Annotated in this window: 23 protein-coding genes and 1 riboswitch; of the genes, 9 read left to right on the top strand and 14 right to left on the bottom strand. The window is 67.5% G+C overall.

Going from position 1 to position 23,300, the window contains the following annotated elements; translation table 11 throughout:
• Window positions 1-14: 14 nt before the first annotated feature.
• Window positions 15-788 (top strand): cobalt-precorrin-6A reductase, encoded by a 774-nt coding sequence (locus tag ACQR03_RS31620; RefSeq protein ID WP_316184481.1) that lies wholly within the window; start codon window positions 15-17, stop codon window positions 786-788.
• Here ACQR03_RS31620 and cobJ read toward each other — a convergent pair.
• From cobJ to ACQR03_RS31580, 8 genes are read right to left on the bottom strand one after another with little or no spacing between them, the layout of a single operon-like run.
• Window positions 752-1,519, bottom strand: a complete 768-nt coding sequence (gene cobJ / locus ACQR03_RS31615; protein ID WP_316184483.1) for a precorrin-3B C(17)-methyltransferase — start codon at window positions 1,517-1,519, stop codon at window positions 752-754. The two genes, ACQR03_RS31620 and cobJ, sit on opposite strands and share 37 nt — an antisense overlap.
• Window positions 1,516-2,274: a precorrin-2 C(20)-methyltransferase gene (locus tag ACQR03_RS31610; RefSeq protein ID WP_316171922.1), complete on the bottom strand. Its 759-nt coding sequence runs from the start codon at window positions 2,272-2,274 to the stop codon at window positions 1,516-1,518. The genes cobJ and ACQR03_RS31610 overlap by 4 nt, the downstream gene beginning before the upstream one ends.
• The gene (locus ACQR03_RS31605; RefSeq protein ID WP_316171921.1) at window positions 2,271-2,903 is read right to left on the bottom strand and encodes a precorrin-8X methylmutase; all 633 of its coding nucleotides are present in this window, start codon (window positions 2,901-2,903) and stop codon (window positions 2,271-2,273) included. Before ACQR03_RS31605 ends, ACQR03_RS31610 begins: the two co-directional genes overlap by 4 nt.
• Window positions 2,896-4,170, bottom strand: a complete 1,275-nt coding sequence (gene cobG, locus ACQR03_RS31600) for a precorrin-3B synthase (RefSeq protein WP_316203070.1) — start codon at window positions 4,168-4,170, stop codon at window positions 2,896-2,898. The genes ACQR03_RS31605 and cobG overlap by 8 nt, the downstream gene beginning before the upstream one ends.
• A complete protein-coding gene (gene cobN, locus ACQR03_RS31595) occupies window positions 4,167-7,586 on the bottom strand; it encodes a cobaltochelatase subunit CobN (protein WP_434842242.1) in 3,420 nt (1,139 codons plus the stop codon). The genes cobG and cobN overlap by 4 nt, the downstream gene beginning before the upstream one ends.
• Before the next feature lie 6 nt (window positions 7,587-7,592).
• Window positions 7,593-8,630, bottom strand: coding sequence for a cobalamin biosynthesis protein CobW (gene cobW, locus ACQR03_RS31590; RefSeq protein WP_315718434.1), 1,038 nt, complete (start codon window positions 8,628-8,630; stop codon window positions 7,593-7,595).
• A 20-nt stretch (window positions 8,631-8,650) separates the two neighbouring features.
• Window positions 8,651-9,046, bottom strand: coding sequence for a DUF1636 domain-containing protein (locus ACQR03_RS31585; protein WP_315718433.1), 396 nt, complete (start codon window positions 9,044-9,046; stop codon window positions 8,651-8,653).
• A 3-nt stretch (window positions 9,047-9,049) separates the two neighbouring features.
• Entirely contained in the window at window positions 9,050-9,682 is a 633-nt protein-coding gene (locus tag ACQR03_RS31580; protein ID WP_315828430.1) for a HupE/UreJ family protein, read from the bottom strand.
• Window positions 9,683-9,801: 119 nt separating this feature from the next.
• Window positions 9,802-9,994: riboswitch (cobalamin riboswitch) on the bottom strand.
• Window positions 9,995-10,028: 34 nt separating this feature from the next.
• Here ACQR03_RS31580 and cobU point away from each other — a divergent pair.
• The 3 genes from cobU to ACQR03_RS31565 are packed head-to-tail and all read left to right on the top strand — an operon-like array spanning window position 10,029 to window position 12,688.
• A complete protein-coding gene (gene cobU, locus ACQR03_RS31575) occupies window positions 10,029-10,565 on the top strand; it encodes a bifunctional adenosylcobinamide kinase/adenosylcobinamide-phosphate guanylyltransferase (protein WP_434842241.1) in 537 nt (178 codons plus the stop codon).
• A 16-nt stretch (window positions 10,566-10,581) separates the two neighbouring features.
• Window positions 10,582-11,190 (top strand): cob(I)yrinic acid a,c-diamide adenosyltransferase, encoded by a 609-nt coding sequence (cobO, locus tag ACQR03_RS31570; RefSeq protein WP_315718430.1) that lies wholly within the window; start codon window positions 10,582-10,584, stop codon window positions 11,188-11,190.
• 4 nt (window positions 11,191-11,194) lie between these two features.
• Entirely contained in the window at window positions 11,195-12,688 is a 1,494-nt protein-coding gene (locus ACQR03_RS31565; RefSeq protein WP_315754531.1) for a cobyric acid synthase, read from the top strand.
• Here ACQR03_RS31565 and cbiB read toward each other — a convergent pair.
• The gene (gene cbiB / locus ACQR03_RS31560; protein WP_316194002.1) at window positions 12,675-13,646 is read right to left on the bottom strand and encodes an adenosylcobinamide-phosphate synthase CbiB; all 972 of its coding nucleotides are present in this window, start codon (window positions 13,644-13,646) and stop codon (window positions 12,675-12,677) included. The two genes, ACQR03_RS31565 and cbiB, sit on opposite strands and share 14 nt — an antisense overlap.
• Window positions 13,647-13,683: 37 nt before the next feature.
• Here cbiB and cobD point away from each other — a divergent pair, with 37 nt between their 5' ends.
• Entirely contained in the window at window positions 13,684-14,739 is a 1,056-nt protein-coding gene (cobD, locus tag ACQR03_RS31555; protein ID WP_315754534.1) for a threonine-phosphate decarboxylase CobD, read from the top strand.
• On the opposite strand, the gene ACQR03_RS31550 is transcribed toward cobD, so the two are convergent.
• Genes ACQR03_RS31550 through cobT form a run of 3 tightly spaced genes read right to left on the bottom strand, consistent with a single transcriptional unit; the run spans window position 14,736 to window position 17,100 of the window.
• Window positions 14,736-15,455, bottom strand: coding sequence for an adenosylcobinamide-GDP ribazoletransferase (locus ACQR03_RS31550; protein WP_316171915.1), 720 nt, complete (start codon window positions 15,453-15,455; stop codon window positions 14,736-14,738). The two genes, cobD and ACQR03_RS31550, sit on opposite strands and share 4 nt — an antisense overlap.
• The gene (locus ACQR03_RS31545; RefSeq protein ID WP_434842240.1) at window positions 15,452-16,045 is read right to left on the bottom strand and encodes a histidine phosphatase family protein; all 594 of its coding nucleotides are present in this window, start codon (window positions 16,043-16,045) and stop codon (window positions 15,452-15,454) included. The genes ACQR03_RS31550 and ACQR03_RS31545 overlap by 4 nt, the downstream gene beginning before the upstream one ends.
• Window positions 16,045-17,100, bottom strand: a complete 1,056-nt coding sequence (cobT, locus tag ACQR03_RS31540) for a nicotinate-nucleotide--dimethylbenzimidazole phosphoribosyltransferase (RefSeq protein WP_316203082.1) — start codon at window positions 17,098-17,100, stop codon at window positions 16,045-16,047. Before cobT ends, ACQR03_RS31545 begins: the two co-directional genes overlap by 1 nt.
• Before the next feature lie 143 nt (window positions 17,101-17,243).
• Between cobT and ACQR03_RS31535 the strand changes: the two genes are divergently transcribed.
• Window positions 17,244-19,601: an Orn/Lys/Arg decarboxylase N-terminal domain-containing protein gene (locus ACQR03_RS31535; RefSeq protein ID WP_315754541.1), complete on the top strand. Its 2,358-nt coding sequence runs from the start codon at window positions 17,244-17,246 to the stop codon at window positions 19,599-19,601.
• Window positions 19,602-19,609: 8 nt separating this feature from the next.
• Window positions 19,610-20,182, top strand: coding sequence for a GNAT family N-acetyltransferase (locus tag ACQR03_RS31530; protein WP_315828438.1), 573 nt, complete (start codon window positions 19,610-19,612; stop codon window positions 20,180-20,182).
• A 9-nt stretch (window positions 20,183-20,191) separates the two neighbouring features.
• Here the strand turns inward: ACQR03_RS31530 and ACQR03_RS31525 are convergent, their stop codons facing one another.
• Window positions 20,192-20,404: a hypothetical protein gene (locus ACQR03_RS31525; RefSeq protein WP_315718422.1), complete on the bottom strand. Its 213-nt coding sequence runs from the start codon at window positions 20,402-20,404 to the stop codon at window positions 20,192-20,194.
• 431 nt (window positions 20,405-20,835) lie between these two features.
• Window positions 20,836-21,885, bottom strand: coding sequence for a hydroxyacid dehydrogenase (locus tag ACQR03_RS31520; protein WP_434842239.1), 1,050 nt, complete (start codon window positions 21,883-21,885; stop codon window positions 20,836-20,838).
• A 151-nt stretch (window positions 21,886-22,036) separates the two neighbouring features.
• Between ACQR03_RS31520 and ACQR03_RS31515 the strand changes: the two genes are divergently transcribed.
• Complete coding sequence (locus ACQR03_RS31515; protein WP_316184497.1) at window positions 22,037-22,588, top strand: thiamine pyrophosphate-binding protein; 552 nt, start codon at window positions 22,037-22,039, stop codon at window positions 22,586-22,588.
• Window positions 22,585-23,184 carry a thiamine pyrophosphate-dependent enzyme gene (locus ACQR03_RS31510; RefSeq protein ID WP_434842238.1) on the top strand — a complete coding sequence of 200 codons (600 nt, stop codon included), beginning with the start codon at window positions 22,585-22,587 and terminating at the stop codon, window positions 23,182-23,184. The genes ACQR03_RS31515 and ACQR03_RS31510 overlap by 4 nt, the downstream gene beginning before the upstream one ends.
• The last annotated feature ends 116 nt before the right edge of the window (window positions 23,185-23,300 follow it).

Raw genomic sequence — 23,300 nt, 5'->3', positions numbered from 1 at the left:
GGACCCTGCCCCGCATGCGCATCCTCATTCTCGGCGGGACGACCGAGGCTTCGGAGCTGGCGAAGCTGCTCGCCGGCGACGACCGGTTCGCAGCGACGCTTTCGCTCGCCGGCCGCACCGCTTCGCCCAGACCGCAGCCGCTGCCGACGCGCATCGGCGGCTTCGGCGGCATCGCCGGACTGGAAGCCTGGCTGCGCGATCATGCAATTGACGCCGTCGTCGATGCCACGCATCCCTACGCCGACCAGATCTCGCGACATGCGGTTGCAGCCTGCCATGCGCTGTCGGTGCCGCTGGCGTCGATCCGGCGCGCGGCATGGCAACGTCAGGCCGGCGACCGCTGGATCGAGGTCAGCAGTGCCGACGACGCGGCTTCCGCGCTCGGAGCAGATCCGGCGCGTGTGTTCCTCAGCCTTGGTCGCCTGGAGCTCGCAGCCTTCGCAGCAGCCTCGCAGCATCACTACGTCGCGCGAACCATCGATCCGCCTGGCGACGTCGCGTTGCCGCCCGACATTCGCTTCGTCCACGATCGCGGGCCGTTCGACGAGGCGACAGAGGAAGCCTTTCTGATCCAGGAGCGCATCGCTTTCGTGGTGTCGAAGAACTCCGGAGGCGCCGCGACCTATCCGAAAATCGCAGCCGCGCGGCGGCTCGCGATTCCCGTGGTGATGATCGCCCGACCCGACAAGCCGCAGGGCGTCGCGCTGGACGGCGCGCGAGCCGCGTTGCAATGGCTGGAGGCACGACTGGCTCATGCGCCGCCCTCGACCTCGCGGCGCAGCGTATAGACGTAGGGCGCCTTTCCCTCGCGCGCGATCAGGCGCGTGGCGGTCGATCCGATCAGCACGAGCGTTCGCATGTCCGCCTTGCCGGGATCGACCTCGCCCAAGGTGGTGATGATCCGTCGGACATCACCACTGCCGGCGGCCCGCACCATGACGACGACGGTCGACTCCGGCTTGATCCGCCGCAACAGCGCGAACGCCTCGCCCAGCTGATGAGGTCGCGCCTTGGACAGCGGATTATACAGCGCGATGACGAAGTCGGCGGCGGCAGCCGCCTCGAGGCGGCGGCGGATGGTCGTCCAGCTCTTGAGATTGTCGGACAGCGAGATCGCGCAGAAGTCGCCACCGAGCGGCGCCCCGACCTCGGCCGCCGCCGCCAGCATGGCTGTGACACCAGGCTCGACGCGGATGTCGAGGTCACGCCACGCCGCCGGTCCCGCCTCGACCGCTTCGAACACCGCCGCGGCCATCGCGAACACGCCGGGATCACCGCCCGACACCACCGCGACGTGCTTGCCGTCGCTTGCGAGCCCGAGTGCGTGGCGGGCGCGGTCGAGCTCGACGCGATTGTCGCTGGCGTGCCGGATTTGACCCGGACTCGTCGTGGTCACCCTGTCGAGATACGGTCCATAGCCGATCAGATCGGTCGCGCCTGCGATGGCGGCCGCGGCGGCCGGCGTGATCAGTTCGGCCCGCCCCGGGCCGACGCCCACGATCGTCAGCGTACCCGTCATAGCCGACGCCCTTGTCCGGGGATCAGGATCATCGAGAAATAGGGGCCGCGGTCCAGTTCGACCTCGGCCAGCGGCGCGACACGTTGCGCCTCCATCGTGCCGCGCTCGACATAGAGCGCGCGATCGAGCAATCCGGCGCTGATGATCGCGCGCTTCACTTTAGCAAGGTTGCGCCCGACCTTCATGATGACGGCGGCCTCGCAACGCGTCAGCCGGTCATGCAGGACGTCCTCGCCCAGCGTGCCCGGCAGCACGGACAGGACATCGTCGCCCCAGGTGATGGGAACATTGGCCTTGGTCCAGCAGCCGGACATGCCGGTGACGCCCGGGACGACCTCGACCGGATGATCGCGCTCGAGCCGCCGCCACATATGCATGAACGAGCCGTAGAAGAACGGGTCGCCTTCGGACAGCAGACCGACCGATCGCCCCGCCGCCAGATGCGCGGTGATGCTCTCCGACGCGCGCCGGTAGAAATCGGCGATCTGGGACTGATAGGACAAGTCGGCGACGGGCAATTCCTCCGTGACCGGATATTCGAGCCGCAGCTCGTGGCGGCCGGATTCCATCAACGGCGCTACGATCCGTCGCGCGTTGCCTTCCATGCCGCGCTTGGCAAAGAACGCCACCACGTCGACGGACCGAACCAGACCAGCGGCGCGCAAGGTCAGATAGCGAACGTCGCCCGGACCGACGCCGATGCCGTACAGCGTACCCGGATCGGCCGAGCCCGCGATGGTGTCGAGCAGGATCATTCGACGTCGCTCGCGATCGCATTCACCGCCGCAACCGCCATGGCGCTGCCGCCCTTGCGGCCCTTGACGACCAGATACGGTACCCGACCATCGGCCGCGAGCGCCTCCTTGGACTCGCGGGCTCCCACGAACCCCACAGCCGTTCCGATCACCGCCGCCGGTCGCGGCGCGCCCTGATCGAGCATGTCGAGCAGATGAAACAACGACGTCGGCGCATTGCCGATCGCCACCAGGGCGCCGCCGAGATGCGGCCGCCACAGCTCCAGCGCTGCTGCGGATCGGGTCGTGCCGAGCTGCGCGGCGAGCGCCGGCACCTCGTGCGCATCGAGCGTGCAGATGATCTCGTTCCTCGCCGGCAACCGCGCCCGCGTGATCCCCTGCGCCACCATCTTGGCATCGCACAGGATCGGCGCGCCACGATCGAGCGCCTCCCGCGCCGCGGCGGCGAAATGTTCGGACATCGCGATGTCGGAGGTGATCTCGACCATGCCGCAGGCATGGATGATACGCACGGCGATCTTCTCTTCCAGTCCGCGGAAGCGCGACAGATCGGCCTCGGCGCGGATGGTCGCGAACGAGCGGCGATAGATCTCGGCGCCGTCCTTGATGTAGTCGCGCAGCTCAGACATCGGCCTTTTCTTTCGTTTCGAACAGCCCGTCGACGTCGATCTCGGTGGGATCGAGCATGCCGCAGGGCTCGCTCTTCACCGTGCCGTTGCGGACGACGTGATAACCTTTGCCCTCGCCGACCAGCACGACGTCCGCGGCTGCCGAGCGTGCGCAGCCCTTGGCGCAGCCGGAGACGTGCAGCGTGCCGTTGAATCCGGTCCGAGCCATCGCATCCGCGAGCAGGCCGGCATGCTGTCGCGTCGCCAATCCGGTCGATGGACAGCAGCCGACGCCCGAGCAGGCGTCGATGCGCATCAGTGGATCGGCATCGTCGACGACCAGGCCGAGCCGGGCGGCATCCGCCGCCAGTTGCTCCGCGGTCACGGCACCCGCGGCGACATACAGCGCGCGCCATGGTGACAAGCGGACCTCGGCGACATCGTGTACCGCAAGCATGGCCGCAAGCCGCGCCAGCGTGCCGCTATCAATACGGCCGAACGGCACGCCGAGACCGACGGCGCAGGTTTGATCCGTCAGAGCGATGACGCCGCAACGTCGCTGCGAAATGGTTGCTGACGCCGTCGCGACGGCGTTTGAAACATCGAGGCCCAGTTCGGCGCGGATGGCAGCGCTCGCTTGCGGCTGCAACGTCGCGGAACGTTGCGTCGGGCTGTGTTGCAGCACCAGCCGCGCGAGGTGAACGGCCGTCGACGCCGCGTCGGTCACGGCTGCCGTTCCCAGCCACACATCGTCGTTCGAACCGGCAATGCCGACGGCGATCCGCCTCGCCTCAGTACCACCACAGGCGACGAGACGAACATCCGCGGCGAGCCCGGTCAGCGGCAGCCTGCCGCCGCCGTCCAGCGCAAAGCCGAACTTGGGCGGCAGCGCATGGAGCGCCTGATCCGAGGCCAGCAGCGTCTCCAACTCGGCGGCGACGGGGCGCATGTCGACCCATTCGGCCGGGTCGAGTCCCGCCAGCGGGTTGACGACGATGTTGCGGATGGCCTCGAGCTCGGCGCTGTCATCGAGCAGGCCGAGCGATGCCATCAGCTCCCACAGCGGCGCGAGCGTCTCGGACGATACGCCACGAATTTGCAGATTGGCGCGGCGCGTGAGGTCGATCTGGCCGTTGCCGTAGCGCCGAGCGGCCTCGGCAAGCTCACGCAGCGCCGACACCGGCAACGCGCCGCCATGCGGCCGGACACGAACGATGAGGCCGTCGCCGCTCGGCATCGGCCGCCGCGCGCCCGGGCACCAGCCCTTGATCTCGACCGAGGCGGTCATGACGCGCTCTCCGCTTGCGTCAGGCGCGTGCGGGCATGCGCAAGCTCATCGGCGACGGCATTTCGGCGTGGCACCCACAGCTGCCGACGCAGCGCATCTTCGAATCGCGCCACGATCGCGGCGACGGCCGCGGGATTGCGTGCGGTCATGCCGTCCAGCACGGCCTCGTCACGCAGCAGCGCGCCATGCGCCAGATCGAACAGGTGCTCGGCAACGGTGTCGGAGGTAGCCGCAAAGGCGTAGAGCGCGTCGACGCCCTGCGCGATCTCGGCGACGCCGCGGTAGCCATGCGCGAGCATTCCCGAGATCCAGCGCGGATTGGTGAGACGGCCGCGCACCACGCGGGCAATCTCCTCGCTGAAGCTCCGCGCCGCGGGCGCCTCCGGACGGCTGGTGTCGAGATGCAGCAGAACGGGCGACGCGCCGAGCGACGCTGCAGCGGCGGCGAAGCCTCCGGCGAAGTCGGCGACCTCCTCGCCATCGAGCAGATCGCGCTCCCGATCGTCCTGCGGATGCACGAGGGCATCGGCGCTGCGGACGCGGGCGCGGAACGTGTCGGAGGCCGACACGCCGTCATGCGCTCCGCCGAAACTGTAAGCGGTGCTCTCAAGATACGCTTCGCCGAGCTGCGACCGGCTCGTCCAGTCCATCCCGAGCGCGAGGTCGGCGGCAACGGCGCCGTAGCTGCCGGGCGCGCCGCCGAACACGCGCGCCAGGCTCTCGCCGCGCCGCCGTGCCGCGGCCAGCGGATTGTCGGCATCGTCCTCGTCGAGTGACGCCACCTTCTGCACGGCGAGATCAAACAGCGCGATCTGCGCTTCGAACAGGTCGCGGAACAGCCCCGAGATCCGCAGCGTCGCATCGATGCGCGGGCGGTCGAGCATCGCCAACGGCAGCACGTCGACGCCGGTGACCCGATTGGAGTTGAGGTCCCAGCGCGGCCGCGCGCCGAGATAAGCCAAGGCCTGGGCCAGATCGTCGCCGCCCGTGCGCAGCGATGCGGACGCCCAGAGATCGAGCATGAGCGCGCGCGGGTAGTCGCCATGATCCTGCAAATAGCGCCGGATCACCTCATCAGCCGCGCGTACGCCGACCAGGGCCGCGGTCCGGGTCGGGATCGCGCGCGGATCGGTCGCGGTCAGATTGCGGCCCGTGGGCAGCACGTCGAGACGGCCGCGGCTCGGCGCTCCGGCGGGACCGGCAGCAACGCGCCGGCCATCGAGCGCGGCGAGCAACGCGCTGCGCTCGGCCGCAGCGCTCGCGGCGATCCGTGCGGCGATGTCGGCGCGATCGACCGTCACCGCCTGCCCCATCGCCGCCGTGATCGCATCGGCCAGCAGGGCGGTCGCCGCCGTGTCGGGCGCCTCCCCAAACACATGCAGGCGGTCGCGCACCGCGAGCTCCTTGATGTCGCAGAGCTGCGCATCGAGCTGCGCGATCGCCTCGCGTCCGGTCATGGCACGGTCGAGCCCGCAATCGGCGGCCAGGCCGCCCTGCCAGGCCCGCGCGACGATTTCCTCCTCGAGCAGTTTCAGGCGGCGTTTGTCGAGGCCATCCGCCTCGGCATATTCCTCGACCAGCCCCTCCAGCTCCAGCAGGGATCCGTGCAGACCGGCCTGCGACAGCGGCGGCGTCAGATGCCCGAGCGTCAGTGCCGACAACCGCCGCTTGGCCTGCATCGCTTCGCCGGGATTGTTGACGATGAAGGGGTAGATCACCGGCAGCGGGCCCAGCACGGCCTCCGGCCAGCAGGCATTTGACAGCGCCAGCGCCTTGCCCGGCAGCCATTCCAGCGTGCCATGCGCACCGAGATGGATCAGCGCATCGATCCGCTCGGCCTCTCGCAGATATGCATAGAGCGCGACATAGGCGTGCCGCGGCGGCACGCTGGTGTCGTGATAACCGGACTTGCGATCGGCGCGACTGCCACGATCCGGTTGCAACAAGATTAGGAGTTCTCCCGCACGCAGCACCGGAAAATGGAAGGCGCCATCCCGGAACGCGGGGTCCGCTTCCGCCTCTCCCCAGATGTCATGTAGCGCACGCTGCAGATCGTCCGGCAACGGCGCCAGAGCACACCGATAGGCCGCGAGCGGCACCACGAGCTGATCTGCCTCGTCCCGCAGCAGCGTTTCGATATCGTCCGCAGTCGGCGCTACACGGCCGATATCGTACCCCGCCTCCGCCAACAACCGCGCAATGGCGGCTGCGCTTGCGCTGGTGTCGAGACCGACGGCGTAGCCGCAACGCCCGCCGCGCGACGGATAATCGGAGAGTACCAGCGCCACGCGCCGCTCGCTGGCCGGCAGCCCCCGCAATTGCGCCCATCGCGCCGCCAGTTGCGCGACGTAAGCAATGCGGTCCTGTTGAGGCACATAGCGCATCGCGCTGAACTGCAGACGCTCATCCGCCGGCGCCTCGCCCTTGAACGCAATCGGGCGCGCCAACAGCCGGCCGTCGAGCTCCGGTAGCACGACATTCATCGCAAGGTCCGTCGGCGACAGTCCGCGCACCGACGAGGCCCAGGCCTCTTCCGTGCTCTGCGCCTGGATGATTTGCAGAACTGGTGCATCGGCCACGTCGAGCACCGTGGTGCCGCCGTCGCGCAGCGCCGAGAACGCGGTGGCGTTCAAAATGATCGCAGGACGCCGGCGCTGGACGAGTCGCGCCAGTGCATCCCCAATATTGGGATCCTTCAGGCTGGTCACCGCGACCGCGACTGCCGCCAGCCCTTTGGCTTCGATCGCCCGCATCAGCTCAGCAATCCCGGCCGTATCGGCAGCGAGCAGGCTCGCACGGTAGAACACGATCAGCGCGCTCGGCCGCGCATCATCATGGCTGCAGAGATCATCGATGCCGACGGCTCCGCGATCGGGCATGAAGCCGACGATCGAACCGATCGCGATCGGTTCGGCAAACTGCGCGTCGCGCCCGAGCAGCGTCGCGAGATAGCGCAGCGCCTCGCGCGCATTGCCGACCCCGCCCTCGTGCAGATAACCGTAGAGACGCGAGGTCGCGTCCTGCGGCAAGGTCGAGAGCTCAGCAAGCCTGTCGTCGGCGCGATCGTCACCCGGCAGTGCCGCGAACAGGATGTGGCGGCTGCGGCAGACCGATGCGATGCGCTCCAGCCCGTAGCGCCAATAGTCGAGCCCGCCGAGACAGCGCACGACGACGGCGCGCGCGCCCAGCACGACGCGGTCGACATAGAGATCGACCGACATCGGATGCTTCAGCCGTTTCAAGCTGGCGAGGCGCAGGCTCGGCAGGTCATCCGACGACACGGTCCAGGCTTCGGCCAGCGCCGACAGGTCGGTGTCCGAGAACGACAGCACGACGATCTCGGCCGGCGACTGTGCAAGATCCACGGCCTGTTCGAGGTCGTCGAGATCCGCGCCCGTTGTCGCCAGCAGGTGCATCGGTGACTATCCTGTGATCAGGCTCTGGATGGCAGCGGCATCGAGGCCGCGCTCGCCGATGATCACCAGCCGCCCCTGCCGCGATTCGCCCGAGCGCCACGGGCGCTCGAACTGATGCTGGATGCGGCTGCCGACGGCCTGCACCAGGAGGCGCAGCGGCTTGCCGGCGACTTCCACGAACCCTTTCACCCGCAACACATCATGTGCGTCGACGGCGGCCGCGATGCGGTCGACGAGCGCATCGGGCGAAGCCTGCGCCGGAACGTCGAGCACGAAACTCTCGAAATCGTCGTGATCGTGCTCGGCCTCGTTGTCGTGATGCGACGGCCGGGCCGCGAGATCGTCCTCCGCGGCGGCACCGAGCCCGAGCAGCACCGAAGCCGACAGCCTGCCGTGCTCCGTCGCGATCACCTTGACGGCACGCTGCACCTTCGCCGCGATCTCGGCGGCGACATCCTTGCGCTGCTCCTCGCTCATCAGGTCGCTCTTGTTCATCACGACGAGATCGGCGCACAGCAGCTGGTCCTCGTAGACCTCCTCCAGCGGATTGTCGTGATCGAGCGACGCATCGGTGGCGCGCTGCGCGGCGAGCGCTTCGGGATCATCGGCGAAGCGTCCCGCGACCACCGCCGGACCATCGACGACCGCAACGACGCCGTCGACGGTGACGCGCGTCGCGATCTCCGGCCAGTTGAAGGCCTGCACCAGCGGCTTCGGCAGCGCCAGCCCCGAGGTCTCGATCACGATATGCTCGGGCGGCTCCTTCTGATCCAGCAGGCTCCTGAGCGCCGGCACGAAATCATCGGCAACGGTGCAGCACAGACAGCCGTTCGACAGCTCGACGATGCGATCCTCCGGACAGTCCGGCACGCCGCAGCCTTTCAGGATGTCGCCGTCGATGCCGACATCGCCGAACTCGTTGACGATGATGGCAAGCCGGCGACCGTTCGCGGTCTCGATCAGGTTGCGCACCAGCGTGGTCTTGCCGGCGCCGAGGAAACCGGTGACGATGGTGCAAGGCGTCTTGGCGAACGACTTCGTCATGGCGATGCGAGCTCTCGTTTTCAGCGTGGCGCAGACAGCGCAGGCACGCGCGCGACGGTGTTCTTGCGAATGTATTCGGGACGCTCGCGCCAGGCCGGCAGACCGGCGTCATGGCGCTGATGCAGTTGCGCAAATGTCAGCACATCCCGCGCATGCAGATCCGGATCGAGCGCGCCGAGCACATAGGTCCATTTGCCCGGCGCCGTCACCGCAACCGTGCACGCACGATTGCAGTTCGACAGACACTCGACACCGACAACGGTGACACCGGCGCGCTGCGCGGTCGGCAACGTCTCGATCGCGGCGAGCAAACGGGCTCCGGCCCGCGGCTGATCAGGCGGCGTAGGTTCCGTCCCCTGCGAACGGCAAGTGACGCAGACGAACAGCGTCGTCTCACCAGTCTCCGATGCGGTCATCAATCAGCCGATCACGCCGGCCGCCGTCGCCGCGGCGACCCCACCCACCAGCACGATGGCAGCGCCCGCGAGCCGCAGCGCCAGCGGCGCAGCCGTCTTGGCCTTCGCCGACAGCAGCCTTGTGCCGAGGAACGCGCCGGCGGCGATGATGGTCTGGATCACGAGCAGACCGACGAGATAGGCCCCGAGCGGGGTGTTCTCGGCCCCGACGATCGATTCGCCCAGCGCATATCCATGGACGAGACCGGTCACGGCGAACAGGCCGGCGACGGGCAGCACACCGAAACGGCCACGCATCACCACCACCAGCCCAACCACGACGGTGGTCAGGCCGACCAGCAGCTCGGCAGCCGGGATGTTGGCCTTGGCCACATGAAGGCCGACGCCCGCGATCATCGCGGTGGTGAAGGCGAGCACCGGCGCGAAGCCGCGGCCCAGAAGCGCTGCAACGATGCCCGCGCCCACGATCGCCGCCAGATGGTCGATTCCGATGACAGGATGGCCGAGGCCGGACAGCATCCCCTGTGCAAACGTCTGCGGCAGCTTGCCCCCCATCATGTGATGCGCGAAGGCGGGATCGGTGGCGAGCAGCACCAGGCTCGCGGCTGCAAAGGTCGTGGTACGGGTCAACTTCATGGCCGTCTCCGTCGCTTGCCGGCTCCCCAGAGGACCGGACGATGCGCTGCATCCGACGGCATCCCACCCATCCCGGCGGGATCAGAACCAGCATCGCGACTCCCCGCGCGACGGGTCGGCCAACAGCAATCTCGACGGCAGGTCTCCTGGCTTTCGGGTCGCTGCATGGGGCCACCTTCCCGGTTTCCCAGTGGTGTCTTGGCCTCACACTCGCCGATTACAGTTGCGGGGGCAGCCACGGCCTTGGGTCAAGAACCCGCACCGTGTTCCCTAAATCTCTCCTTTCGGAGAACCGTCATCTGTTAGATACGGGTCGCACCAAAGCCCGTCAATCGGAATCGTCCCCATGGTCCCCGCCCCGCCGCATCCCGCCCTGCCGCGCCTGACGCTGGTGCTCGGCGGTGCGCGCTCGGGCAAGAGCCGCCATGCCGAGGCCCTCGTCACCGCCCTTCCCGCGCCTTGGACCTATGTTGCGACCGCGCAGGCCTTCGACGCCGAAATGACCGACCGGATCGCCCAGCACAAGGCGCGCCGCGCCAAGGGATGGAAGACGCTGGAGACGGCGCATGATCTCGCGGGCCTCGTCCGGGCAAGCGGAGAATCGGGCGTACCGATGCTGATCGATTGCCTGACGCTCTGGCTCAGCAACGTGATGCTCGCCGACATGAACGTGCCGGCCAGATGTGCCGAGCTGATCGACGCGCTCAGGAACGCGCATGGCCCGATCGTGGCCGTGTCCAACGAAGTCGGATTGGGCATCGTGCCGGACAACGCGCTCGCGCGCGCCTTTCGCGATGCCCAGGGGCGACTGAACCAGGACATCGCGGCCTTAGCGGATCGCGTGATCCTGATGGCGGCGGGACTGCCGCTGACGTTGAAGTGACCAGGAGAAAATGCCGATGACCGGAAGCGCCGACGATTCACGCCACAAGGCGAAGATGGAGAACCGCAAGGCGGTGCAGGATGCCGAGGTCGCCTCCAAGACCGTGGAGAAGGGCCTGCTGATCGTTCACACCGGCAAGGGCAAGGGCAAATCGACGGCGGCGTGGGGCCTGATGCTGCGCGCACTCGGCCGCGGCTTTCGCATCGGCGTCGTGCAGTTCGGCAAAGGTGCGTGGGAAACAGGCGAGCGCAAGGCGATCGAGAAGTTCGGCGATCAGGTGTCGTGGCACACGCTCGGGGAAGGCTTTACGTGGGAGACGCAGGATCGTGCGCGCGACGTCGCCGCGGCCGAGCGCGCCTGGGCGAAGGCTAAGGAGCTGATGGCGGATCCGTCGATCCGGCTGCTCGTCCTCGATGAGCTCAACATCGCGCTGCGCTACGATCACCTTGATATCGCAGACGTCGTCGCCACGCTCGCAGGGCGCCGTCCCGATCTGCACGTCGTCGTCACCGGCCGCAACGCCAAGCCGGAGCTAATCGAGGCCGCCGATCTCGTCACCGAGATGAACCTCGTGAAGCATCATTTCGCGGCCGGCGTGAGGGCGCAGGAAGGCATCGAGTACTGAGTTCATGAGCGCGCGGGCCATCATGTTCCAGGGCACCGGCTCCGACGTCGGCAAATCGCTGATCGTCGCGGGGCTCGCGCGCGCGCTGACATTGCGCGGCCTCAAGGTGGCGCCGTTCAAGCCGCAGAACATGTCGAACAACGCCGCCGTCACCGCTGATGGCGGCGAGATCGGCCGTGCCCAGGCGCTGCAGGCGCGCGCGGCGCGGCGGCCGATGACGGTGCACATGAACCCGGTGCTGCTGAAGCCACAAAGCGAGATCGGGTCGCAGGTCGTGGTGCAGGGCCGCGTCATCGGCACCGCCAAGGCGTCGGCCTATCAGGCGATGAAGCCGCAACTGATGGCGGCCGTGCTCGACAGCTTCCATCAGCTCGCGGCGGATGCCGACATCGTGCTGGTCGAAGGCGCAGGCTCCGCCTCCGAGATCAACCTGCGCGGCGGCGACATCGCCAACATGGGCTTTGCGCAGGCGACGCAGATTCCGGTGGTGCTGATCGGCGATATCGATCGGGGCGGCGTGATTGCGAGCCTGGTCGGCACCAAGACGGTGATCCCGCCGGACGATGCCGCGCGCGTGGCGGGTTTCCTCGTCAACAAGTTTCGCGGCGACCCCGCATTGTTTGCGTCGGGCATGAACGAGATCGCGCAGCGGACGGGGTGGACATCGCTCGGGCTCATTCCACATTTTCCGGATGCGCGCCGCCTGCCGGCGGAGGACGCGCTTGGCCTGGCTGAACGCGGATCATCGGGAGGACAGCGACCGAAGGTCGTCATCCTCGCCTATCCGCGCATCTCCAATTTCGACGAGTTCGATCCGTTGCGGCTGGAAGATGGAATCGATCTGCAGTTCTTGCGGCCTGGCACGCCGATCCCCGGCGACGCATCGATGGTGATCCTGCCGGGCTCGAAGGCGACGATCGCCGATCTCGCCGCCTTGCGTGAAGTCGGCTGGGACATTGATCTCCGCGCGCATCTTCGCCGCGACGGCCGCGTGCTCGGCATCTGCGGCGGCTATCAGATGCTGGGGCGCGTGATCAGCGATCCGGATGGGCACGAGGGTGCAGCTGGTTCCGTCGCGGGACTTGGCCTGCTCGACGTCGAAACGACACTGACCGATGACAAGGCGTTACGCGAGGTCCAGGGCACGCTGACGCACGATAAGCTCTCGTTCCGCGGCTACGAGATGCACATCGGCCGCACGGAGGGACGGGCGACACAGCGCTCCTTCCTCACCTTCTCCGATGGCCGGCGCGATGGCGCCATCGCGCCTGATGGCCTGGTAGCCGGCTGCTACGTGCATGGCCTGTTCGCCGACGACGGCCTGCGCAGCCATTGGCTGCGCGGCCTCGGCGCGACGACCAGCGGCCTCTCCTATGAGATCGATGTGGACACGACGTTGGATGCACTCGCGGCGCATCTCGAGCGCTACGTCGACGTTGACCGCATCCTGGCATTGGCGAGCAAGCCCGCGCCGCCCGTGGCGGCTACAGGATCCTGACCAGGACGAGTCCTGCGACGACCAGGGCTTGAACCAAACAGGCCAGCCGATACAGCCGCAAGGCCTGCCGGATGTCGGACGCGTCGAGATCGGCGCGCCCGTCGCCCATCCAGGCATCGGTGACGAGATGACCGTGATAGACGCGCGGCCCCGCCAGGCGCAGTCCGAGCGCACCGGCCATCGCCGCTTCGGGCCAGCCGGCGTTGGGCGAACGGTGCTTCGATGCATCGCGTGCGACGGCTCGCACCGCGGCCGAAGCCGAGGCGCTCGGGATGCAGGCCGCGGCGGCTGCGATCCACAGCGCGGACAGGCGCGAGGCCGGAAGATTGACGAGATCGTCGAGCCGCGCCGCCGCCCAGCCGAACGCGCGGTGACGGTCCGAGAGATGACCGATCATACTGTCGGCGGTGTTGAGAGCCTTGTAGATCAGGATGCCCGGCAGCCCGCCGACGACGAGCCAGAACACGGGTGCGACGACGCCATCGGAGAAGTTTTCTGCCAGGCTCTCGACCGCGGCCCGCGCGACGCCGGCCTCATCCAGCCGCTCGGGATCGCGGCCGACGATCATCGAGACGGCTCGGCGGCCACCCTCGAGCCCCTCCTGCCCCAGTCCCTCTGCAACCGCGGCGACATGCGTGTCGAGACTGCGCTGGGCCAGCAGGCTGCTTGCCGCCACACCAAGGATGATGGTTGCGACCGGTTCGCCGACGAGCGCCTGCATGACCCATGTTGCGGCGAGACCGGTGGCCATCATCCCCGCGACGAGCAGGCACACGAGCGCAATGCCGCGCGCGCGTCGTGCGGCAAAGCCGTCTGCTGCCCTGTTCCAGCGGCGGTCCCCCCATGCTATCAGCGCGCCCACCCACATCACGGGATGACCGATCCGCTGCACCAGGACCTGGGGATAACCGACCGCCGCCTCGACGAGGAGCGCCGTGAGCGCGAGAGAGACGAACATCGATCTCCGCTGAAGGAAAGACATGTAAAGGAAAGAGATGGACGACAGAGCGACTAGCATGCGCGCGGACGAGCCGGAAGCGATCCTTCACGGCGGCGATCTCGCTGCGATCAGCCGTCGCTATCCGGATGCGCCACAGCCGTGGATCGATCTGTCGACCGGAATCAACCCGATCCCCTATCCCGTGCCGGCGATCCCGGCTGAGAGCTGGGCAATGTTGCCCAGCAAGCTCGACGAGCAGGCGCTGTTGTCCGCTGCTGCCGCACGCTACGGCGTGCGGACACCCGCATCGATCGTTGCAGCCGCAGGCACCCAGGCGCTGCTCCAGATCCTGCCGCGTCTTCGCGCTCCAAGTTCGGTTGCCGTGCTGGCGCCCACCTACGAAGAACATGAGCTCTGCTGGCGCAGCTGCGGCCACCAGGTGCGTCTGGTCGACAAGGTCGAAGCACTGGCCGAAGCAGACGTCGCCATTGTGGTCAACCCGAACAATCCCACGGGGCGATTGATGCCACGCGCCACACTCCACTTGCTGGGCGTGTTTCTCGCCCGTCGCAACGGTTTGCTCGTGGTGGACGAAGCCTTTGCTGATTTCTGTCCCGTTGAGGCAAGCCTGATACCGAATTTGCCGCCAGCCACGCTGGTGTTGCGATCGTTCGGAAAGGCTTACGGTCTGGCCGGATTGAGACTCGGTTTTGCCGTCACGTGCCAGGACCTGGCCGATCAACTGCGCCGGGCGTTGGGGCCATGGGCCGTGTCTGGACCTGCGCTCGCGGTTGGCTCGCTTGCTCTCGCTGACGACCGATGGCTGCAGGAGGCACGCGTGCGGCTGATGTCAGACGGACAACGCCTCGATACGATGCTGACCACGTCCGGCTGCAGGATTCACGGCCCCCCTACGTCCAGGGCTCTTGGAGGAACGCCGCTGTTCAGACTGGTCGAGAGCACGGATGCTGCCGCATTGGCCGAGCGGCTCGCCCGCCATGGCATCCATGTCCGGCGTTTTCCGGCTCAAACAAGCTGGCTGCGCTTCGGCCTGCCGGGCCATGAGACAGGCTGGCAGCGGCTGGCGCAGGCGCTCGGCAGCGCGTCCTAGCCGAGAACGCAGGCGGCAAGCAGCAGCGTTTCCGTGACCTCGATGCTGGCGCCATGGCAATCGCCGGTGATGCCGCCGAGCCGCCATTGCCAATAGAACGCGATTCCCGGAACCAGAGCGATCGCGATCAGCGTCGGCACCGCACCGGCCAGCGCGCCGATCGCGAGCGCGCCGCCCCAGGCGACGATGACGTTCCAGCCGACGCTGTTCGAGATGCTCGCCCCCAGCCCTGGCTTCAACGACAGCAGGGTCTTATTGCAGATCAAAGTCCCCCAGCGTGCCCAGGCCGGGATCAGCACCAGCGCCCAGGCCGTCGGGCCCGTCGCCAGCTCGGCGATCAGCACCAGCTTGGCGGCGATCTGCAAGCTGATCGCGACGACGGCAAAGCTGCCGGCATGGGGATCGCCCAGCACGGCGATGAAGCGTTCCGGCCTGCCATGCGAGGCGCCGAACGCGTCGGCGACGTCGCCGAGCCCATCGAGATGCAGCGCGCCGGTGATCCCGATCCAGGCGACCAGCACGGTCAGCGCGACGATCCAGGGATCGGCATCATGAAAAAGGCGGGCGACCAGCGCCAGACAGGCGCCAATCACCAGTCCGGCTGCCGGAAACCAGACCGACGCCCGTGCAAGATCGTCCGGTCGCGACTCAGCGACCCGCGGTGTCGGCAGCCGTGTCAGGAACTGCAATGCGATCCAGAATTCACGCAGACTCATGGCTGGATGATCTCGACGATTTCGCCCCAAGATACACCATCACCGCCCTGCCCGGCTTCGAGCGTGATCCGCGTGCCGGGCCGGATGCGCAGGCTCCACAGCTGGCGCAGCGGCCAGCCGAGCAGATGCGAGAGCGCTGCGCGCATGGCGCCGCCATGCGCAACCACCAGAACCGGCGCAGGCTCGGGCCGGGTAAGGATACGATGTGTTGCGCGCGCCACTCGCGCCTGCAAATCGGACCAGCTCTCACCGCCCGGCGCCCGGACCTCAGCATCGGCATGGAAGGTGTCGAGCAAGGCTTCGCCTCCGGGCTCCGCGGCGATGTCGCGATGCGTCCGCCCGTCCCAGAGGCCGAAATCGAGCTCGCTCCAATCCGCTTCGATGTCCAGCGCGCAGCCGGTCAGCCGGGCATAATCCTCCGCTGCCGCACGTGCGCGCGCCAACGGCGAGCTGACGACGCTGCGCCAGATCCGACTCCGCGTCTGCCGCCGGAATTGATCCCAGCCGGGCTCGCTGAGCGGCGGGTCGGTGCGGCCGTCGAGATGGCCGTCCCGTCCTGTCGTCCCGTGCCGCAGCAGATCGATCCGCATCAGGACTTGGCTCCCGAGACGGCGGCCTCCGCAAAGGTGGCCATGCCCCCGTGGAGCGCGCAGGCCAATCGGATGATCGGCAGCGCAGTGGCGGCGCCCGAGGCCTCGCCGAGCCGCAGATCGAGGTCGATCAGCGGACGGGCACCGAGCGCGTCGAGCACGATGGCGTGGCCGCGCTCGGCCGAGCGATGCGAGAACAGCAGCCACGGACGGCAGGAGGGATTGAGGCGGACGGCGACCAGCGCCGCGACCGAGACGATGAAGCCGTCGACCAGCACCGGCCAGCGCCGCTGCGCGGCGGCGACGATCGCGCCGGCCATCGCAATGATCTCGAAGCCGCCGACGGCAGCCAGGACGTCCGCGACGGCCGCTCCCGCCGTGAGCCCGTGTCGCCCCAACGCATCGGCAATCACCGCAGCCTTCCTCGCCCGCCCGGCGGCGTCGAGCCCGGTGCCACTGCCGACGATGTCCGCGGGCGCGCATGACAGCAGCGCGGCGGCGATGGCTGCCGCCGACGTCGTGTTGCCGATCCCCATCTCGCCGAAGATCACGAGCTGCGGCGCGTGATCGGCCTGCCGCGCCACCGCGCGCCGTCCGGCGTCGGCCGCGAACGCGACCTCCTCCGGCGTCAGCGCCGCCCCGGTGCTGAAGTCGCGCGTGCCGCGCCGCGGCTTGTCGACGACGACACCGGGCACCGGCTCATCCGCCAGCGTACCGACATCGACCACCTCGAGCGGACAGCCCAGGCTGCGCACCAGCACCGAGATCGCCGCGCCACCGGCCGCGAAGTTGTGCAGCATCTGCACCGTCACTTCCGGCGGATACGCCGACACGCCCCGTGCCGCGATGCCATGGTCCCCCGCGAACAGCACCACCGGGACCCTATCGGCCCCCGGCCGCTCCAACGCCTGCAGCGCCGCCAGCTCGACCGCCACCTGCTCCAATCGCCCAAGGGCGCCAATCGGCTTGGTCAACTGGGCCTGGCGTTCCAGCGCCGCCTGCCGATGGAGCTCGGACGGGGCCACACAATCAAGGCTGATCCATTCGGGAAGCACCACGGATCCTTTCAGCATCACTCGGGTTCAGGACGATTGCCACTGCGAGGCGGCCGAGACAAGCTCCGTGAGGCGCCCTATTGTCATCGAACCGTCATCGAACGTGACGACAGGTGGCTGCCCACGCAGCCCGAAAGACTCTCATGGAATACTTCCGCCGTTTCACCTTCCTGTTCGCCGCGCCCGTCTTCGAGACCGACGACCTTGCGGGCGTCCGCTTCAACCAGATCATCGAGGAGATCCAGCGCTCGGGCTTCGAGGTGGTGCGCGCCCGCAAGCTGGAGGACGCCGAGATCGCCGTGCAGACGGATGCCGCGATCGGCTGCATGGTCGTCGATTGGGGCAAGAAGGGCCTGGAAGGCAAGACGGCGTCGCTGATCAACCTGATGCGCCGTCGCGGACTGGACTTCCCGATCATCCTCCTGATCCGCCGCAAGCGGTTCGAGGATCTGCCGGTCGAGGTGCTCGACTTCATCGACGGCTATGTCTTCCTGTCGGAGGAGACGCCCGCCTTCATCGCCAAGAACCTGGTCAGCCGGCTGAAGCAATATGCCGAGACACTGAAGACGCCATTCTTCGGCGCGCTCGTCGACTACGCCGAGGAAGGCAACCAGCTCTGGACCTGCCCCGGGCACAATGGCGGCGTGTTCTATAGCCGCAGCCCGATCGGCCGGGTCTTCGTCGAGCATCTCGGCGAGGCCGTGTTCCGGGACGACCTCGACAATTCCGTGCTCGATCTCGGCGATCTCCTGACCCATGAGGGGCCGGCGCTGCGCGCGCAGAAGGAAGCGGCGCAGATCTTTGGCGCCGAGAAGACCTATTTCGTCCTCAACGGTACCTCGACCTCCAACAAGGTCGTGCTCGGGGCCCTGGTCACCGACGGCGACCTCGTGCTGTTCGACCGCAACAACCACAAGGCCGCCCATCACGGCGCGCTGCTGATCTCCGGCGGAGTCCCGATCTACGTCCCAACGGTTCGCAACCCCTGGGGCCTGATCGGCCCGATGCGCTGGGATCTGCTCGATGAGGAGCACCTCCGGCAACAGATCCGCGACAACCCGCTGGTCAAGGATCCTGACGCCTGGCGCAAGCCGCGCCCGTTCCGCGTCGCGGTGGTCGAGCAGTGCACCTATGACGGCACGATCCACAGCGCCGAGATGATCCTGAAGCGGATCGGGCACCTCTGCGACTACATCATGTTCGACGAGGCCTGGGCGGGCTTCATGAAATTCCACCCGCTCTACGCCGGCCGCTTCGCCATGGGCCTCGGCGATCTCGGGCCCGACGCTCCCGGCATCATCGCCACGCAATCGACCCACAAGCAGCTCGCGAGCTTCTCCCAGGCATCGCAGATCCACGTCAAGGACCGCCACATCAAGGGGCAGCGGCGGCGGATCGAGCATCGCCGCTTCAACGAAAGCTTCATGCAGCACGCCTCGACATCGCCGTTCTACCCGCTGTTCGCCTCGCTGGACGTCGGCGCACAGATGATGAAGGGCCGCTCCGGTGAGGTGCTGTGGGACGACACGATCCGGCTCGGCATCGAGTTGCGCAAGAAGATCCGGGCGATGCGCCGCGAATTCGAGGAGAAGGAGAAGGATCCGGCGCGGCGCTGGTTCTTCGAGCCATTCGTTCCGGATCGCGTATCGATCCCCGATGCGGCCAATCCCGGGGCTAGCCACGACGTGGCCTGGGAGGCGCTCTCGACCGACCAGCTCTCGACCGATGCCGCGCTGTGGCAGCTCGCGCCCGGGGCGGCATGGCACGGCTTTCCGGATCTCGCCGCTGGCTTCACCATGACCGACCCCAACAAGCTGACCCTGCTCACCCCCGGCTTCGATCGCACCACCGGCGGCTATGCCGATCACGGCATCCCGGCTCCGATCGTCGCGCAATATCTGCGCGAGAACCGCATCGTGGCGGAGAAGAACGACCTCAACTCGTTGCTCTTCCTGCTGACGCCGGGGGTCGAGGCGAGCAAGGCCGGAACCCTGATCAGCGGTCTGGTCGCCTTCAAGCGGCTCCACGACGACAACGTGCTGCTGGAGGACGCCATTCCGGAGTTCACCCGCAAGCGCTTTGCGCGTTACGGCATGCTGCGGCTGCGCGACCTCTGCGCCGAGATGCACCGCTTCTACCGCGAGGCCGAGGTGAGCGCGCTGCAGGCGAAGCAGTTCCAGCCGCAGCACTTGCCCGAGATCGCGATGTCGCCGCGCGAGGCGGCGCGTGCGTTGATGCGAAACGAGGTCGACTACCTGCCGATCGACCAGATCGCCGGGCGCATCGCGACGACGCCGTTCGTGGTCTATCCGCCGGGCATCGCCACCATCGTTCCGGGCGAACGGCTGTCCGAACGCGCCCAGCCGATGATCGATTACCTCAAGATGTTCGAGCGGGCGTTCAACGCCTATCCCGGTTTCGACGTCGAGATCCAGGGGCTGTACAAGGAGCTCGACGAGTCCGGCCGGATCCGGCTCCATACCTATGTCTGCGCAGAGTAATTCGAACCATGGACAGCGCGATCACGGCTCGCGAGACCGAGCCGCCGGTCCTCGTCAGGCCGTCACGCGACGAAGATGTCGAGGCCATGCTCTCGATCTACCGGCGGCACGTCCGCCGCGGGGTCGAGGACAGCGCCGCCGGTTCCGGGGCGCCCGAGCCGGACGATCTCAAGCAGCGGCGCAAGAATCTGCGCAATCATCGGCTGCCACATCTGGTCGCGACATTCCGCGGCGAGGTCGTGGGCTATGCCTATGTCGTCCTGTTCAGGAAGCGGCCAGCCTATCGGTTCGCGGTCAAGCATTCGATCTATGTCCACCATGAGCATCTCGGCCGTGGTGTCGGCCGGCTGCTGATGCAGGCGCTGATCGATGCTTCCGCAGCGGCCGGATATCGCCAGATGATCGGCTATATCGACGCCGACAACGTCGCCTCGCTCGGCATTCATGAGCGCTTCGGGTTCGCCAGGGTGGGGCTGCTTCCGGGCGTCGCCTACCGTTACGGCCGCTGGTGCGACACCGTGATGGTGCAGCGCTCGCTGGGCCCCGGGGCCAGCGACGCGCCGGCTGGGCTGCGCCGCTGAGCCGCAAGGTCAGGAGGGAAAGTCGGCCGCCTTCACCTCGATGCGGTCGGCATGCAGCGACCAGTCGCGCAGCTCCTGCTGTTCGCAGAACCGGGACTTTGCGATCTCTGCGGCTTCGTCTTCGCTCTCGGCCTCAACCTCCAGCGTGCTCTGGCAAATCTCGCACTGGCGGCCGTTCTCGCCCAGCACGTCCTTCATGAAATGGATGACATAGCGCGACATGCAACCTCCCGTCTCTCACGGAGTGCTCGGAGGTGATGTTACCGCGCTTCCCAGCTCGCTGTTGACCGATATCAAGCGGTCGATGCAAATATTTGACGCAGCTCGTGGAACCGGCGCTCAGGCACCGACCGAAGGCAGGCTCGCCGCGGCGATTGCGACGAACTGCGAGACGGCGCGACGGACGCGGCCGTGGGTCGACTTCAGGATCGCGTTCAGCCTCCGCATCGGACCAACTTCCCTTCCGCGCCGAGCGAAAAACGTGGCCTAAGCTCATGGCGCCACAGGAAAAATGATCAGCCTCCATCGTGCTGTCGAGACAGCTCGGAAAATAGCAATGTCCACTTCGCGGAAGCCGCCCGGGAGAGAAGATTTGTCGCCACCTCGCGGCTTGCGACGCATGAAATCTTCTCCTCGCAATTCCCCTCTCGCGGCTAGGCGGGTGTCACTCCGAATGCCTCGCGGAAACGGGCGCTGTAGCGCGGCCAGGCCTCGGGGTTGATCAGGCGCGGCGGCCGCCCGCCGTCGAGCGTGGCGAGCAGTTGCTCGGCGGCGATCCGGCCCATGTTCTGTCGCGCCTCGCGAGTCACGCCGGCCGTATGGGGACTCGCCAGCACGTTGTCGAATTGGAGCAGCGGATGGTCCGGCGGCGGCGGCTCCTTGGCCCAGACGTCGAGGCCGGCGCCGGCGATGCGCTTTTCGCTGAGGGCGGTGAACAGCGCCTCCTCGTCATGGATGAAGCCGCGGGCGGTGGTGACGAAATAGGCGCTCGGCTGCATCAGTGCGAACTCGCGGGCACCGATCATGCCCCGGCTCTCCTTGGTGAGCGGGCAGTTGATCGAGACGAAATCAGAGCGCCGCATCAGGTCATCGAGTTCCACCTTCTCCGCGCCGCGTGCCGCGATCTCCTCCGGCGAGAGATACGGGTCATAGGCCAGCACCGCCATGCCGAGGAGGCCGCGGCACAGCTCGGCAACCCGGCGGCCGACATGGCCAAGCCCGACGATCCCGATCGTCCGCCCCTGCACCTCGTTGCCGATCAGATCGTTGCGGTTGACGTCGCGCTCCCGCCGCAGCCGGCGGTCGGACTGGATGATGCGCTTCGACAGGGTCAGCATCATGCCGAGCGTGTGCTCGGCCACCGAATGCGCGTTGCCGCCGGACTGGTTCACGACGAGGACGCCGGCCCCGGTGCAGGCGTCGACGTCGACCGGGTCGTATCCAGCCCCGTTGCTCGACACGACGAGGAGGTTTGGGGCGCGGCGCAGCAGGTCTGCATCGACATGGAAGCGCGGCGCGAGCTCGTCGCGGGCCGCCCCGATCTGGTAGGCGTGAGCCGCCGCGAGGATCGGCGCCGTCTCGGCCTCGGAGCTCTCGTTCTCCAGCCGGTCGAGCCGGACGTCGGGGCGTGCGGCGAGCAGCTCGCTGAAGATCGGGTGGGCCAGATATTTGACGTAGAAGACGCGCTTGGAATTCGCGGCCATGAACAGGCGACCTCCTGGTGTCTTGGTTCTTGATGTCGGACTTGAAAGGCGGATGCCTGACCGGCCGGGCCGGCATGTTGACAATCGTCCCGGTGCCGTCAAGCTCAGCGCCAAACAGCGCCCCCCATCAGGGACGACCGGAGGAACAGCAATGGCCGCCGATGCCGATGCGGCGCGATCCGCAAGCACCGTGCCGAATTGGCACGAGATCGTGCTGCAGACCTTCAAGCGCAACGCCGTCGACCTCATCCCCTACGTTCCCGACCGCGTCCTGACGCCGCTGATCCACAGCCTGCACGACGATCCGTTCTTCACGACGTTTGCGACGGCGCGCGAGGAGGAAGCGGTCGGCATTCTCGCAGGCGCCTGGATGGGCGGGCGCCGCGGCGCGCTCCTGATGCAGACATCGGGCTTCGCGACCTTGCCCAACGTGCTGGCCTCGCTGGTCGTGCCCTGCCAGATCCCGCTGATCATGATCGTGTCCGAGCGTGGCACGCTCGGCGAATTCAACTACGGCCAGTCGCTGGTGTGCCGGACCATGCGCCCGGTGCTCGATGCGCTGGCGATGGAGCATCACACCATGACGCGCCTCGACGAGCTCGAATTCATCATGGACCGCTCGATCAAGCAGGCGGTGGCGACACAGGCGCCGGTGGCGCTCATCCTGTCGCCGCTGCTGACCGGCGGAAAGGTGTTCGCATGAGCGCGACCATCAGCAACACCAAGGTCATGAACCGCACCGACCTCACCTGCCGGCTGGTCGCGAAACTCAAGCACGAGGAAGCTGTCATCGGCGGCATCGGCAACACCAATTTCGATCTGTGGGCGGCGGGCCCGCGGCCGCAGAATTTCTACATGCTCGGCAGCATGGGGCTTGCCTGTCCGATCGCGCTCGGCGTCGCCCTGGCGCAGCCGCAGCGCCGGGTGTTCGCGCTCGAGGGCGACGGCTCGCTGCTGATGCAACTGGGCTGCCTGACCACGATCGCGACGCTGGCGCCGAAGAATTTGGCCATCATCGTCATGGACAATGGCGTCTACCAGATCACCGGAAACCAGCCGACGCCGGCCCGGAACGCCGACATCGTCGCCATTGCCGCCGGCTGCGGCATTGGCGCCAGCCATTGGGCCGCAGACGAGGAAGATTTCGAACGCTTGATCGCTGTTACGTTCGAGGCGCCCGGCCCGGTGCTGATTGCGGCGAAGATCGACGACAAGCCCGGTGTGGGCGCCACCAGGCGCGATCCGGCACAGATCCGCGAGCGCTTCATGCAGGGTCTGGGAGTCCGGCAGCCGATCTGAGGCGCCGGACGAAAGCTGTTCGCGGTACGATGAGAAGGCCATGTTCCGGCTTCCGAGCCACGTTAACTAAACCGGTGCCTCAAGCGACCGTGACCCCGGTTCGTGGCCCGGAACGT

The organism is Bradyrhizobium sp. HKCCYLS3070, from assembly GCF_051167575.1.
Classification (GTDB): domain Bacteria; phylum Pseudomonadota; class Alphaproteobacteria; order Rhizobiales; family Xanthobacteraceae; genus Bradyrhizobium.
This window is presented reverse-complemented; position numbering and strand designations above follow the sequence as displayed.